Raw genomic sequence first — 15202 nt, 5'->3', positions numbered from 1 at the left:
CATATCTTGAAAAAGTGTTAAAAGTGTGTTAATTTTTGTTAAAAGCTTTTTTAATGCTATTTTTAAGATCTAGAATTACCATTAACCATTTTGCATCTTTACTTAATTACTAACTAAAAAGTTTTTTTTATGAAAAAAATGATTGGACTATTTGTATTGCTCATTTTTATGGGAATGCAAGTAGTAAATGCGCAAAGCAAGCAGATTTCTGGTACTATTACCAGTGCTGAAGATGGTCTGGGCATGCCCGGAGTATCTGTTGTTTTAAAAGGTACTACTATTGGTGCCAGTACTGATATTGACGGACGATATTCCCTGGAAGCTAAATCTACAGATGTATTGTTGATTAGTTTTGTTGGTATGGTTACCCAGGAAATTAAAGTTGGTGACAGAACTGTCATTAACGTTGTAATGGAAACTGAATCTATTGGTATGGATGAAGTTGTTGTTACGGCTTTAGGTGTTACCCGTGAGAAAAAGTCCCTTGGGTATGCAGTGACTGAAATTGGTGGAAACGAGATGAGTGAAGCTAAAGAATCTAATATTGTAAATTCTCTTTCTGGAAAAGTAGCTGGAGTACAAGTTAGACAAGCTAATACTATGGGAGGATCTGCTAATGTTGTAATTCGTGGATCAGCTTCGATTACTGGAAATAACCAGGCACTTTTCGTTGTAGATGGAGTTCCAGTTGATAACAGTAACACGAATACTGTAAATCAGCAAGCTGGTTGGGGTGGATATGACTACGGTAATGCTGCAGCGGATATTAACCCGGAAGACATTGAGAATGTATCTGTGTTGAAAGGTGCAGCGGCAACTGCTCTTTATGGTTCTAGAGCTTCTAACGGAGTTATCTTAATTACAACCAAAAAAGGAAAACAACAAAAAGGAATTGGAGTTACTGTAAATAGTGGTGTTACATTTAGTACTATTAACAAGAACACAATGCCGGAATATCAGTACGAATATGGTGCTGGATACAGTCAGGATTGGAGTTTTCCGAATGCTATTAATGGACACAATGTGGTTAATGTTAATGATGATGCTTCTTGGGGGCCAAAATTCGATCCTAATTTACAAGTAGTTCATTGGGATGCTTTGGATCCATTGGCAGATAACTATGGAGAAACTCGTCCTTGGGTTGGTGCAAAGTCAAAGGTTTACGATTTTTTCGAAACTGGAGTTAAAAATGTAAATAGTATTGCTTTAGAAGGTGGAAAAGATGATTTTACTTTCCGTTTAAGTTTTACTAATTCAGATGAGTCTGGTATTCTTCCTAATAGTAAAATTAAAAAGAACTCGCTTACATTCCGTTCAAAATATGATTTGTCAGAGAAATTAACGGCTGAGTTTAGTGGAAATTATGTGAATACTAAAGGGAAAGGTCGTTATGGTACAGGTTATGATGATAATAATCCTATGCAAAATTTTGCACAGTGGTTCCAGACTAACCTTAACTTTGATCGTATGAAGGCTAATTACATGTCTGCTGATGGAGATCAACGTACATGGAATGCCAGTAGTCCGACAAATTTGAATCCAATTTATGCAAACAATCCATATTGGACTCGTTATAAGAATTATGAAGAGGATGAAAGAGATCGTTTGTACGGTTTTACAACCTTGTCTTATAAGTTTAATGATATGTTCTCGCTAAGTTGGAGAAATACGTTAGATTATTATAGTGAAGAACAAAATGAAAGAAATGCAATTGGTTCTAATGCTACTTCCCTTTATTCTAATTACAGAAGAACCTTTAAAGAATTGAACTCAGACTTGATGTTGACTTTCAAGAAACAGATTAATGATTTTAGCATTGCCGGATTAGCTGGAGCTGGTTATAGAGAAAATACCGTATCTACTATTTTTTCTTCAACTTCTGGTGGATTAGTTGTTCCTGGCTTGTATACTGTTAGTAATACAACTGTTGCGAATTCTCCTACAGAGACTCTAAGAGAGAGCAATATTAAAAGTGTTTATGCTAATGTGTCTGTTGGGTATAAAAACATGGTTTATCTGGAAGGATCTTTCCGAAGAGATGAATCATCTACTTTACCAAAAGGAGATAGAGCTTTTAATTATCCTGCAATATCAGGTAATATTATTTTGTCGGAACTAGGGAGTCTTAAAGACTTGAGTTTTCTTACTTTTTCAAAGCTTAGAGCTAATTATGCTGAGGTTGGTAGTGGTACAAATCCTTATCGTATTTTATCTGCTTATACGAACTACGCAAACTGGGGAGATAACTCTATTTATTCTGTAAATCATCAACAGCAAAATCCGGTTCTTAAAGAAGAAAGAACTAAATCATGGGAACTTGGATGGGAAGCTTCTTTATTCCAAGGTCGTTTAGGTTTTGATGTTGCATACTACAAAGCAAATACTTTTGATCAGATTATGCCTGCTCTTGTAACTCCTGCTAGTGGTCGTCAAAGTGTTATTGTAAATTCAGGAGAAGTTGAAAATAAAGGATGGGAGATTCAGTTAACAGGTACCCCTCTTAAAACAGGTGATTTTTCCTGGAATATGAATGTGAATTGGTCTAAGAATGAAAATACAGTGAAGGAATTGTATGCAGGATTAACTAATGTGCTTATTACTTCAGCATGGGATGTTACCGTAAACGCTGCAGTAGGTCAGCCATTTGGTGTAATTAAAGGTACAGACTTTGTTTATACCAATGGTAAGAAAACTGTTAGTGCTAGTGGATATTACCTTAAAACAGATGATACTGATTTAGTTATTGGTAATATTCAGCCTGACTGGAATGCCGGTATAACCAACACCTTTAATTATAAAGGTATTTCTCTTCGTGCTTTGATTGACATTCAACAAGGTGGTGATATTTATTCTGTTGACCGTAAGTATGGTTTGGCTACAGGTTTGTACAAAGAAACTGCAGGTTTAAATTCATTGGGTAATCCTAAGCGTGATGCGGTTGCTGATGGTGGAGGTATTTTACATGCCGAAGCTGTATATGCAGATGGAACACCAAACACAACTTTTGCAAGAGCAGATTCTTGGGGCGGAGATCAGTATTATGGACGAACACCTACTGCTCGTTACATTTATGATGCATCATATGTTAAGTTAAGAGAGGTAGCTTTATCTTATTCTCTACCAAAATCTTTAATAAGCAAAACTTTCTTGTCTAAAGCTGTTATTTCGGCGATTGGACGTAACCTGTTAATTCTACATAAGAATACTCCTGGTTTTGACCCTGAAACTGGTCAAAGTTCTGGAAACAGACAAGGTGTTGCAAATGCATCTTACCCAACAACTAGATCTTATGGATTTAACATTACATTAGGATTCTAAATTAACTTATGAAAATTGACAAAATGAAAAAAATAAAATATATATTGATTGGCGTCTTATTAATTGGCGTTGGTTTTGCAAGCTGTAGTTTGGAGGATAATATTGATCCCAAGAGTGCTACAGTAGTTCCTGCAGAAACTCTTTTGACGAATGCTCAGATTCAGTTTGTTGATCAGTACAATAGTATGAGTGTAAATAATAATATATCTCGTTTGTTGGCTCAGTACTGGATGGAAACTACTTATACTAACGAGAGTCGTTATGATTTTCAGGATCGTGGTATACCTGATACTTTTTGGGACGAATTCTACCGAGATTGCTTAATGGATCTTCAAGAAGCTAAGAATGTTATTGATGCAGCTGAGTTTGACGGATCATTATTGTTAAAAGCAAATAACCAGAAGGCAATTATCGAAATTCTCATGGTTTATACTTATTCGGTATTAACTGAAACTTTTGGAGATATACCTTATACTGAGGCATTAATGGGTAGTGAGAATACTTTGCCAAAATATGAGGATGCTGCTACTGTTTATGCAGACCTTTTGGCTAGACTGGATGCTGCTTTAACTACTTTGGATCCCAATAATGGAACTTTTGACAACGGTGATTTATTATTTGATGGAGATATTGAATCCTGGAAAATATTTGGCAATTCATTAAAATTGAGAATGGGTATGAGAATGGCTGATGTACCTTCTTTCAATTCAAAGTCGATTGTTGAAGCTGCGGTTGTTGCTGGTGTTTATAATGCTAACTTGGAAGGTGCTTTCTTTGGATATATTGGTACTGATCCTTATGTTAACACTATTTATGATGGTTTTATAGTTGATGGTCGTTTAGATTACGTTCCTTCTAATACTTTGATTGATATATTGAACACATTGAATGATCCAAGAAGAGCTCTTTGGTTTGATCAAGTAGGTGGTGCTTATGTTGGATTAACTTATGGTAAAACCGCTGGTGGGAATTATGATAACTTCTCTCATTTTACTCCTATGTTTTTTGAAGCGTCTTTGGAGGTGCCTTTGGCAGATTATTCTGAGATGGAATTTTTCTTAGCTGAAGCAGTTGAAAGAGGTTATGCTGTTGGCGGTACAGCTGCAGAGCATTACAATAATGGTATTACTGCAAGTATCCTTTATTATGGAGGTACTGCTGCAGATGCAGTGGCTTATCTTGCTCAACCTGCAGTTGCTTATGCAACAGCTACTGGTACTTGGAAACAAAAAATTGGTACTCAAAAATGGTTAGCAATGTATAATAGAGGTGTAGAAGGTTGGGCTGAATGGAGAAGATTAGACTTTCCTATTTTTAATGTGCCTGAGGAGTTAACTTATGGTGATATTCCTGTACGTTACCCATACCCTTATAATGAGAATGATCAAAATTTGGATAATTATACTGCTGCTGCGACTGCTATTGGTGGTGACAAAGCGACAACCAAACTTTGGTTTGACGTTAATTAAGAGAATTTTTTAAATATAAAGGAGCCGGACTTTTGTTCTGCTCCTTTTTTTATACTATTTTATGGGAGTGATAATTTATAGAACTCTTACTTGTCAGGAATACCATTTCAACTATTACGAGATTTTTTAACGAATTATTTTTAGTTGATGAAATATTTGAGCAAATGCGAATATATAGATAGAATATATCTAAGTTTTGGATTTAAGCATAATGAAGTTAAATAGTATAACAAACTCCCAATATAAAATTCCTACCACTTGCACTAATTCCAGATGAATAGGGTCGGTATCGCTTGTCTAAGATGTTTTCCACACTTATATTGATATGAAGCTTCTTGCTGATCTGAATTTGATTGTTAAAGCTTAAAATCATCCAGAAAGGCGAGTAGGGATTACCATTTTTGTCTTTGGCATACAAATACGCTTTGTCTCTTTCTGTACCAGCAAGATCCTTATAACTGATCTCATCATTAAATTCAAGGCTTAGTTTTGATGTTAAGTGTTTCGCTTTATAGGTTACCGATGTATTTCCAAATAATGGAGGAACGTGTCGTACAGGGCTGCCATCTTTGTATTTCCCTTTTGTAAATGTAAAGCTTGTATTGGCCGAAAAACGATCAGTTATCTTCAAAATCGCACTAAAGTTACCTCCCCATATCTTGGCATTATCTGTATTTACGATGGCTTGAACCGAGCTTTCTTCACCATCATAAATTAGAGTGGTTTGCCCGTTGAACGAAAAATCTTTTCTAAGCATAGCCTGATCTAAGAAGGAGTAGAATCCATTTAAGTCAAGAAATAGAATGTTGGAGAAATTTTTACTCAAATTAATTTCAAAATTATATACCGTTTCAGGTTTTAAATTCTTGTTCGGAACAACAACTTTTCCGGGTTCCGAATCAAAAACCTTTGCAACATCATCTATATTTGGAGCTCTGAATCCTGATGTTGCATTTAGTTTAAGCAACCATCCTTTATTTGATAAATAACTTATGCCGATGCCTGCATTTACAGCCCCTAAAGAAAGATTTAAGTTGTCAAAAGGGAAATTGTAAAAGCGATTGTTCAGATTAGATGTTATCCAAAAATGAGAATATCGTATTCCTGTATTCAGGGTCCATTTTGAATTTAACTTCCACTTTAAGTTGGAGTATAATGCCAAACTGGTGTATTTAGAATTATCAGGGTAACGACTTGCTGTTTCTAATTTTTCATTGGAAAAAATATCGGTATCATTTCCGTAAGAATTTATTTTATTGTGAGTCCATTCACTTCCATAAAACAATAGAGAAGATGAATTTATTTGCTTTTCAGCATCAGCATTTACGGAGTATATTTTAAGATTCTCATCTCTGTTTGTTAGTGTTGAAGAACCGAATTTTCTGCTATGTCTGCTTTCCTGATAGTTTTGATAACCAGCTATTACTTTGTAAGAATTATATAGAAATGTTGGTTTGGAATTGTTGATTTTTAAAGAATGCAATTGAAGTTTTTGTGGTCCGTAAAACCACTCGGCATATTTTAACTGACCACCTGAATATTGTATTAATCGATCGTATCTTGGAATGTTTGATGTTTCGGAATGTTGAAAATTATATTGAAGATCCATAGTTTCTGAAGCTTTGAAACGTATTTTTTGCAATACATTAATCTGGGAATAGCCACTGTGTTTTTGATTTTCAGGATTTGGATTTTGGATTATTGCATCGATGCCATTTCTGCTGATTACATATTGAGGTCGTAAGTAATAATCGGGACCATGTTTTCCCATTTTTAGATCCGAGAAATCAGAATAGCTAACACTACCAGCTAAACTCCATTTGGAAGTTCCAAAACTGTATTTGGCATGATTCATTGCTTCATTATTGGCAGATGAATATCTGGATTTAAATGAAAAGTTAATATTAGGCACTTCAGAAGTTGACAGACGCGGTTTAATCGTGTGAAAATCCATTACGCCACCAATTGCATCACTTCCATAAATAATGGATCCTGGGCCCAATATTACTTCAGCCGATTCAAGACAGTTTGGATCAATATTGATTATATTTTGAAGGTTGCCACTCCTGTAAATGGCATTGTTGAGGCGAATACCGTCCAATACAATGAGAACTCTGTTGGCAGCAAATCCTCTAATCATTGGACTGCCTCCTCCCAATTGGCTTTTTTGAATGTAAACCTGATTGCTTTCCTTTAATAAATCTGCACTGGTTTGAGCTGTACTTTGGTTTATGTGATCTTTGGTTATTTTTATAAGCTTTATTGGTATTTCATTACTGTTTTCTTCCCATTTATTTGCAGATATCATGACCTCTGATATTCGGAATATGTTGGATTGAAGGGAGACAATGAATGATTTGTTTTCTAATTCAGAAAAAGTAAATTGAAGGTTTTTATAAGAAGGATGTTGAAAATAGATAGGCTTGTTTTTTGAGAAACCAGCCAATCTTGCTTCTCCCATACTATTGGTTGATATGGAATTTTTTGAATCAAAGATGTATACATTTTCTATTGCTTTGTTTGTTTTTGAATCAGTAAGTTTAACTATCTGAGCAAATGCACTCAAGTTATAGAGTAGTGAAATAATACAAAGAAACAGACGGATCATTTGTTTATGATTTTCAGGATTAAGTTTAGAATCCAAATGTATGATAAATATTTCATCTGAGGAATGGAAATAAAAAAAGGCATCTTTAGAATGCCTTTTTTTTAACTAAATATGTAAATTAATTACTCGAAATTATAACTTTTTCACCCTGATCGTAAACAAGATCTTTAGGGATTTTTGCCCGTTGGATTCGATATAAGTCTTGTAACAGCTCGTTACGAATAAATCCGTTGGTTTTAATCAGCTTATCTGCGGTTTCATAATCACCGTTCCCTTGTATTTCAAGAACTAATTTTGATAATGACTCAATGGCCTTTTTCATTTTGTAAAAATTTACTTTGTAAGTACCACTTTTTATATTGTATTTAAAGGCCTCATTTTCTTCAAAATAGTAAAACCGAATCATATTGGCAACTCCTTGTGAATCCTTCACTCCAAAACGAATAGATCTAAATACATCTGCCATATAAGTAACGTAATTATCCATTAGTTCAACATCATCAATCTGGCCCATATCAGTAAGTTGTCCAAGGAAAAACATTCGAAGAACATCATTTTTTAATTCATTTATTACATTGTAATGTTCTTTTAAAGCTTCTTTTACACTACCTTTTCCATTTATGGTTTGTGAGATTCCAAGACCATCGCTTATTTCATAAAAAATTGTATTTAAAAAAAATGACTTAAATAATACGTGTTTGCGTTGTTTTTCATCTATAACTAAATTCGTAATCGGTTGAAGAATCTGGTCAAATTTGGCTTGCATTACATTCTTGAAATGTAATTTTTTAGCGCAAGTAGTTATGCTGTTGCCAATAGGTAGGTTTAAACCAATTAGTTTATTACCTGCATTGCAATAACCAGAATTGTATAAAACATCATAAATTACGATTTCTGCCGATTCAGAGGGGGTTTCTTTTTTATATTCATCGGATACAGGAAGGCTTTTTTGCAAATAAGGAAGTAGCAAAGAGTATTTCTCAACATCCTTAGTCCATTGTTTGTTTCTTAATAAAATAAATGCACCGTAGGAATATTTTGTCCAGATGAAATGATCTTCTGTGTTTGAAATAGGGCCTGCAATAAAATCGATGGGATTGTCTTTCAAATTCATCCACAAATGATCACTTTTCTCAAAATTATCAGAAAGTAAATCTTCAGCACGTTGCAAAAGGTATTCCTTAAAATCTTCAGTTTCGCAGAGTTCGGCTGCACTTTTTAAGGCTGAAACAGCATTATTTACGTGGTTTTGATAAGCTATGTGGTAAGGTAACACCTTTATTAATCCATTTTCGGTACGGGTTAGTGTTGTAAAAGCACTGTATTTATTGTCATTTTTTAAAGAGAAGAATTCTTCCTGATTTATATCTTCAGGAAAAAAACCAATTCCTAAGGGGCGGGGAGGAAAATCATCGGTGAACGGAGCAAATCCATCTAAACGATCCCATGGGCCGTAATTGATCATTGCGTACTCCTTCATGTCTGGATCAGTAATCACATTTAAGAGTTGATTTTTATCACCATATGCCTGCAACCAATAAATTTCATCAATAGCATTTGCTACTCTGATTAGTTGAGAAAATAATTTTATTTGATTGGCAGTAAGATTGCTTAAATCGGCGGAGAGTTTAACTTTTGCATAATTTGCCAATTTGCGTTGCATTACAGAGTCGTATTTTTCTTTCTCTTCAGTTTTTTTTGGTTGACAGGAAAAAGCAAATACGATCGAAATAATGAGTCCAAATATAAATATCAGTTTCCGATTCATAACAATAGGGTTTTGAATTTAAAATACTGTGATTAGCTTATATATCAATTTTAATGCTTCCTTAATTTGTCAATATGGATAAGTCGTTTAAGAACGATTTGAAGAATATGATTAGTTAAAAGTTACAAAAAATTGAATAGGAAAAAAAATGAAATTCAAGATGTTTGGTTGTGTTTAATTGTCACAAATATAGATGTTTGTGTTCTGTTGCAGGTGCTGTTTTTTTTTGATTTCAATCTATTGTCAGGCAATTGAAAATAGATTGAAATCAAATTATTGGAGAAACGTGGGCATAATATTTATTCATTCTCTTTGGGATACTCAATTCGAGCATGATAAACGTTAATAAGAGCATTTGTAAAAATTTCCTTGACTTGATTGATATTTTTGAAAGTAATATCAGCATTTTGGAAGCGGTTTTCGGCAATTTGCTTGTCAATTATTTTATCAATAAGAGTCCGTATCGTTTCAGGCGTTTTTTCTTTTAAACTCCGTGATGATGCTTCTACGGAATCTGCCATCATTAGTATTGCTGTTTCTTTGGTGAAAGGATCCGGACCTGGATATGTGAATTTTTCTTCATCAATTTCCTTGTCAGGATATTTATTTTTAAATGAAGTGTAGAAATACTGGACTCTTCCGGCACCATGATGGGTTTCAATAAAATCTATAATTAGCTGAGGAAGCTTGTGTTTCTTTGCAATTTTAACCCCAAATTTAACATGATCAGTTATAATCTGAGCACTTTTATCAAAATCTAATTTGTCATGAGGATTCGAGTTTGTTAATTGATTTTCAATAAAATAAGCCGGGTGTTTCATTTTTCCAATGTCATGATATAAAGCTCCGGTACGAACCAGTAAAGGATTTCCACCAATTTTATTGATAGCCGCTTCGGCTAAATTCGCTACTTGCAGGCAATGCTGAAAAGTTCCTGGAGAGTGCTGTAGTAGTTGGCGTAAGAGCGGATGATTTTGATTCGAGAGCTCAATTAATGTAACATCAGAAAGAAAGCCAAAAAGTTTTTCGAAAATGTATATCAGTGAGTAAGAGAATGTTATTGATAAGCAATTTATGGCAAAGAACATGAAGTTTATCCATTTAATGTCAGCGATATTTGATTCTTGAGTTATGGCAAAAGCAAAGTAGACAATGCTATAGGTTAAGAAGGTAATGATTCCCGTTAATACCAACTGTCCGCGGCGCTCTAATCTAGGTAGGCTATAAATTGCCATAATACCAGCTGAAAGTTGAAGAAATACAAATTCGAAGCCATTAGGGGCAAGAAATCCGGTAAGCAAAACGGTTATTATAAAAACAAAGAGAGCGGTTCGACTATCCATCAGAGTTCTCACAACGATCGTTATTAACGCGAATGGAATGATGTAGACATTGACTTTAGTGAATTTAAGAACAAGAGTTGTTAGTGCAACGTATAGCAGCACAAATAATAGTATAAAGAGTAGTTTTTTGTTGTCATGTAAGATTTGCTTTCTAAAATTTCGCAGATAAAGAAACAGTAAAAGAATACATGAAATAATTAGCATGCATTGTCCAATAACGATTAAATAATGGTTCTGTGACGATCCCAGAATATTTTCATAATCCTTTTTTAGTGATTCTAAAACAAGAAATGTATGATCATCTATTACATCACCAACAAGAACAATCCGGGTTCCAGATTCAATAATACCTTTTGAAATGGATACCATGGACAACATACTGGCTTTAACCTGTTCAGACATTGTTGCATCGTAAAACAGATTAGGCAAAAGATAAGAGTCAATGTTTAAATCCTGAATAAAACTCTGATAAGCAGAAGAAGGAAAATCTGTTTTTAGTTGATTCGTGATAAATTGATATGCACTTTTGGGTGTATATATATTTTCAACAGGAACAACTTCGTTTAAATTATTTACTGATTTATTTATGAAATCTGGACGTTTGTAGCCTAATTCTTTCTGTTCATTTTGAAAATCTGCGATTCCAAATTCATAAATTTTATTGAGATTGGATATCAGATGTTCTTTGAGTTGTGCGAATTCTTTTTTTGTAGTTTGATTCGAATTATTTAGTTTTTTATAAGAACCCGACTTTGTGAACAGGTTCAATTTCTTATCAAAATCAGTATTGAATTTATTCGTTATTTCTGTAATTACAGCAGTATCTTTTTTAAAGAAAGGGTAGAATTTGTTCAATATGCTGTCTTTCTCCTGCGAAATTTCACTTTCAGTTTTTAAAAGAGCAAAATCAAATGGTGCAATTAAGGTTTCGTGCATCCATGGTTTTCCTTTTTGGTATTCGTATTTGAAGTTGCCAATATTAGGAAACAATAGGGTGATGAGAATAATGGTTATCGAAGTGATCAAAAACCTGTATATATTGTTTAAATTCTGTCGAATCCACCTGAAGTATTTATTCATTTCTGTTTGCGATTTGTATGCTGTTTTATTTTGAAATTCTGATTATAAAAATAATGCAATATTTTGTGCTTAAAAACTATTCGTTGTTTCTTTTGGATGACTTATTTTATTGGCAATTTTGTGAAACCAAATGTAAAAACATAATTTTATTCTTTATATTTGATTTGTATGCTAAAATAACACAATAAATGAATTACGGAATTTCCGATCTAAGTATTATACCTGTCCGAAAAGAGCCGGCTGAAAGAAGTGAAATGGTAACTCAATTATTATTTGGGGAGCATTTTGAGATTCTTGAAGATATCGAAAACTGGTCAAAAATTCGATTGGCGTTTGACAATTACGTAGGTTGGGTTGATACCAAAATGATTACTCCGATTGATGAAGAACTATTTAAAACACTAAGTAAGGAGCTTCAGGTTGTTGCTAATGATACGTTTAATTTGGTTTTTCAGGAGCAGGATTACTCTAATAAATTGATTGTTCCTGGAAGTTCATTCCCATTTTGTGATTTGGAGAAGAAGTCATTTCGAATTGCTGATAAGGATTATTTTTATCAGGGCAAAGTTTCTGAAAATACTTCTGCCGAGCACTTGCGTGATTCAATAATCGAAAGTGCTTTAAAATATTTTAATTCCCCATATTTATGGGGAGGAAGAACTCCTTACGGAATAGATTGTTCCGGATTAACTCAAATTGTTTACAAGCTTAATGGTATTGTTTTGCCAAGGGATGCAAGTCAGCAGGTTTTAATTGGAGATACTCTAACTTTTGTAGAAGAGGCCCTGCCTGGTGATTTGGCTTTTTTTGATAATGAAGATGGAAAAATTACTCATGTTGGTATTATTTGGGACCGGCATAAAATTATTCATGCTTCTGGCAATGTTCGCATTGATAATGTAGATCATCAGGGAATATTTAATGTCGATAAAAAGCGTTACACTCATAAGTTAAGAGTGATTAAAAGAATTATTAACCAGTAAATTCTATTCAGTAACAATTTCCGGAATTCTATCATGTACACTTATCAATATCCACGGCCGGCACTAACTGTAGACTGTGCTGTTTTTTGCAAATCTAATAATTCGCTTTATATATTGCTAATTCAGAGAGCTGATCCTCCATTTCAGGATATGTGGGCATTTCCTGGTGGTTTTGTTGATATGGATGAAGATATAGAAGAGGCAGCTTATCGGGAACTTAAAGAGGAGACAGGTTTTGTTGGTGTCGGATTAGAACAATTTAGAACATATGGTTCTGTTGACCGTGATCCGAGGGGAAGAACTGTGTCCATCGTTTATACTGTAACAATGGAGTCAGATGAATTGCCGGCTGTTAGAGGAGAAGATGATGCCAGGCAAGCAAAATGGCAATCTGTCGAAAAATTGCCAGCTCTTGCTTTTGATCATGATCTTATTCTGTCTGATATTCTGAAGCGATCACAAATTTGAATTTATTGATTCCAGATAGCTTAGACTGTCTGGTCCCAAATTGAAAATTAAATCTAAAATACTCAGATTCTCAATAAAACCATATTTTTCTCCAAACACTTGGGTGTATTTTTTTGCTGTAAATGTATTGTTTGTTTCTAATTTTGAAGACTTCGGGTGTATCTTTTCCCGGAAATCATCATATTCAGATGTGCCAAAATCAACAAAGTCCTCAGTGAACTGAATATTTGGTTCGATCTCAAGAATACCGAATATTTCTTTCTGGATTTCATTGTTGTATTCAAGTAAATAATCCCATTTTTGAATGAAGAAGCACTCTAAATCATCAATATAATACTCGTAAAAAGGAGAAGATTTGTAGGCTGACTCAATGCCTTTCCAGTGCAATTTTTGCCAATTGGTATCATATGATATCTTAACATCCTTGGTAAGTACCTTTTTATTTGTTGCCTTTACAACTGGAACGGATAGAGGTAAAATACCATTTGCTCCATAAATATTACATCGGTTTCTGTACGACTGTTTTGAATAATGTTCCCATTGTTCAATCACGATTTCTGGGTATTGAATTAATTTACAGTAATATTGAATGGGGGCAAAAAAAGATGTTGTCAGTAAGACTTTGGAGTTTTTCATAGATTATTCTGAAACTGTTGATAAGAACTACAAAAATAAGGAAAAGAAAAAGACACCGCAATGTGTGTCTTTCATATAATTTTTGTCTTAGTTGATTAGTGAATCCATTTAAAAACCCTGTTCCATCTGATTTTACTGAAAGCAGTTTTGTCTTTATCCAATGAAAGCCATATAAATGAAGCTTTTCCTACGATATGATCTTCAGGAACATATCCCCAGTATCTGGAATCGGCTGACATGTGTCTGTTGTCACCCATCATCCAATAGTAATCCATTTTAAATGTAAATTCCGTTGCAATTTTTCCATTGATATAAATCGTAGAATCCTGAACTTTTAAATCGTTCCCCTCATAAGCATTAATTGCTCTTTCGTACAAAGGAAGAGTCTCTAAATTAAGGGAAACTGTTTGTCCTTTTTTAGGAATTACTAATGGTCCAAAATTGTCTCTGTTCCATGTGTAATGGTCACTGAAAGGAAAAACATCTTCAGAAATACCTAGAGTTGAATTTCTTCTAATAATTGAAACAACATTGCTCAGTTTTTTCAATTCTTCAACTTTACCAAGGGAAAGAGGAAGATTGTAATCAGATCCTCGATGGTCGATGTCTGCTTTAGCAATGTTTAGTTCTTCCAGTTTTCTTGGATTAATAGGAGTTCCATTTGTGCGAACCACGTAGTTGTATTGCATATCCTCAATTTTATCCTGAGGTTTACCATTAACATGCAATTCACCGTCTATGCATAATAGCGTATCTCCTGGAAGTCCTACACATCGTTTGATGTAGTTCTCTTGTTTGTCTACCGGACGAGTGGCTATTTCTGTGTTTTGAGCCAGATACTTTCGTGCCATATCAATATATTTTTTCTCTGACTGAAGAGTCCGTCCTTTTTTCATGTCATCAGACATAAATTGATCACCTAAACCTCTTAAATTTGTATAGTAGTCTGGATTTTCTCTTCCGACGATAATAGTATCACCGGCAGGGAAGTTGAATACAACAACGTCGTTTCTTTTCACTTCGTTGATACCGGCAAGGCGTTTGTAAGGCCATTGAATCCATTCCAGATACGATTTAGTTGATTTGGTTAAAGGCATTGTATGATGTGCAAAAGGGAAGGATAGCGGCGTGTTTGGAATTTTTGGTCCATATGCTACTTTGCTCACAAAAAGATAATCTCCTACCAGTAAGGATTTCTCCATTGATGAAGTAGGGATTGTATATGCTTCAATAAAGAACATTCTAATAATGGTCGCAGCTACAATTGCAAAAATAATAGCGTCAACCCATTCTACCATTGCACTTTGTTTTTTCACACCTCTTTTTTTCCAGAAAGCCCAATGCACTTTTTTACTAATATATACATCAAAAAGGATGGGAAGGCCTAATATTAGCCAGTAATTACCTATCCAAATAATCATCAACAGGCAGACGATCAGAGCGATTGAAAATTTAAACCATTTGTTTCTTAGTATACTGCTCATTCATTTTTTTTTTAATGATTACTTATATTTTTTTTTATTTCAGAT

The 15202-nt window shown here is 34.1% G+C and carries 9 protein-coding genes; 4 read left to right on the top strand and 5 right to left on the bottom strand.

Annotated elements, in window-relative coordinates; genetic code table 11:
* Positions 1 to 129: 129 nt before the first annotated feature.
* Together ACKU4N_RS15455 and ACKU4N_RS15450 are read left to right on the top strand one after the other, a co-directional pair.
* Positions 130 to 3318, top strand: coding sequence for a SusC/RagA family TonB-linked outer membrane protein (locus tag ACKU4N_RS15455; RefSeq protein ID WP_321317852.1), 3189 nt, complete (start codon positions 130 to 132; stop codon positions 3316 to 3318).
* Positions 3319 to 3341: 23 nt separating this feature from the next.
* Positions 3342 to 4787, top strand: coding sequence for a SusD/RagB family nutrient-binding outer membrane lipoprotein (locus ACKU4N_RS15450; protein ID WP_321317850.1), 1446 nt, complete (start codon positions 3342 to 3344; stop codon positions 4785 to 4787).
* A 217-nt stretch (positions 4788 to 5004) separates the two neighbouring features.
* On the opposite strand, the gene ACKU4N_RS15445 is transcribed toward ACKU4N_RS15450, so the two are convergent.
* From ACKU4N_RS15445 to ACKU4N_RS15435, 3 genes are all read right to left on the bottom strand, one after another.
* The gene (locus ACKU4N_RS15445; protein WP_321317848.1) at positions 5005 to 7395 is read right to left on the bottom strand and encodes a TonB-dependent receptor plug domain-containing protein; all 2391 of its coding nucleotides are present in this window, start codon (positions 7393 to 7395) and stop codon (positions 5005 to 5007) included.
* Positions 7396 to 7513: 118 nt separating this feature from the next.
* On the bottom strand, positions 7514 to 9163 hold the full coding sequence (locus tag ACKU4N_RS15440; protein WP_321317846.1) for a Zn-dependent hydrolase: 1650 nt from the start codon (positions 9161 to 9163) through the stop codon (positions 7514 to 7516).
* Positions 9164 to 9462: 299 nt separating this feature from the next.
* Positions 9463 to 11586 (bottom strand): HD family phosphohydrolase, encoded by a 2124-nt coding sequence (locus tag ACKU4N_RS15435; protein ID WP_321317845.1) that lies wholly within the window; start codon positions 11584 to 11586, stop codon positions 9463 to 9465.
* A 188-nt stretch (positions 11587 to 11774) separates the two neighbouring features.
* Here ACKU4N_RS15435 and ACKU4N_RS15430 point away from each other — a divergent pair, with 188 nt between their 5' ends.
* Together ACKU4N_RS15430 and ACKU4N_RS15425 are read left to right on the top strand one after the other, a co-directional pair.
* Complete coding sequence (locus ACKU4N_RS15430) at positions 11775 to 12569, top strand: C40 family peptidase (RefSeq protein WP_321317844.1); 795 nt, start codon at positions 11775 to 11777, stop codon at positions 12567 to 12569.
* A gap of 33 nt (positions 12570 to 12602) precedes the next feature.
* Positions 12603 to 13037 carry an NUDIX domain-containing protein gene (locus ACKU4N_RS15425; protein WP_321317843.1) on the top strand — a complete coding sequence of 145 codons (435 nt, stop codon included), beginning with the start codon at positions 12603 to 12605 and terminating at the stop codon, positions 13035 to 13037.
* On the opposite strand, the gene ACKU4N_RS15420 is transcribed toward ACKU4N_RS15425, so the two are convergent.
* On the bottom strand, positions 13026 to 13673 hold the full coding sequence (locus ACKU4N_RS15420) for a WbqC family protein (RefSeq protein WP_321317841.1): 648 nt from the start codon (positions 13671 to 13673) through the stop codon (positions 13026 to 13028). The genes ACKU4N_RS15425 and ACKU4N_RS15420 overlap by 12 nt on opposite strands.
* 95 nt (positions 13674 to 13768) lie before the next feature.
* Complete coding sequence (lepB, locus tag ACKU4N_RS15415; protein WP_321317839.1) at positions 13769 to 15157, bottom strand: signal peptidase I; 1389 nt, start codon at positions 15155 to 15157, stop codon at positions 13769 to 13771.
* Positions 15158 to 15202: the final 45 nt, after the last annotated feature.

The organism is Labilibaculum sp. (assembly GCF_963664555.1).
Taxonomy (GTDB): Bacteria; Bacteroidota; Bacteroidia; order Bacteroidales; family Marinifilaceae; genus Labilibaculum.
The sequence above is the reverse complement of the archived record's forward strand: the minus strand, read 5'-3'. Positions and strand labels throughout refer to the sequence as shown.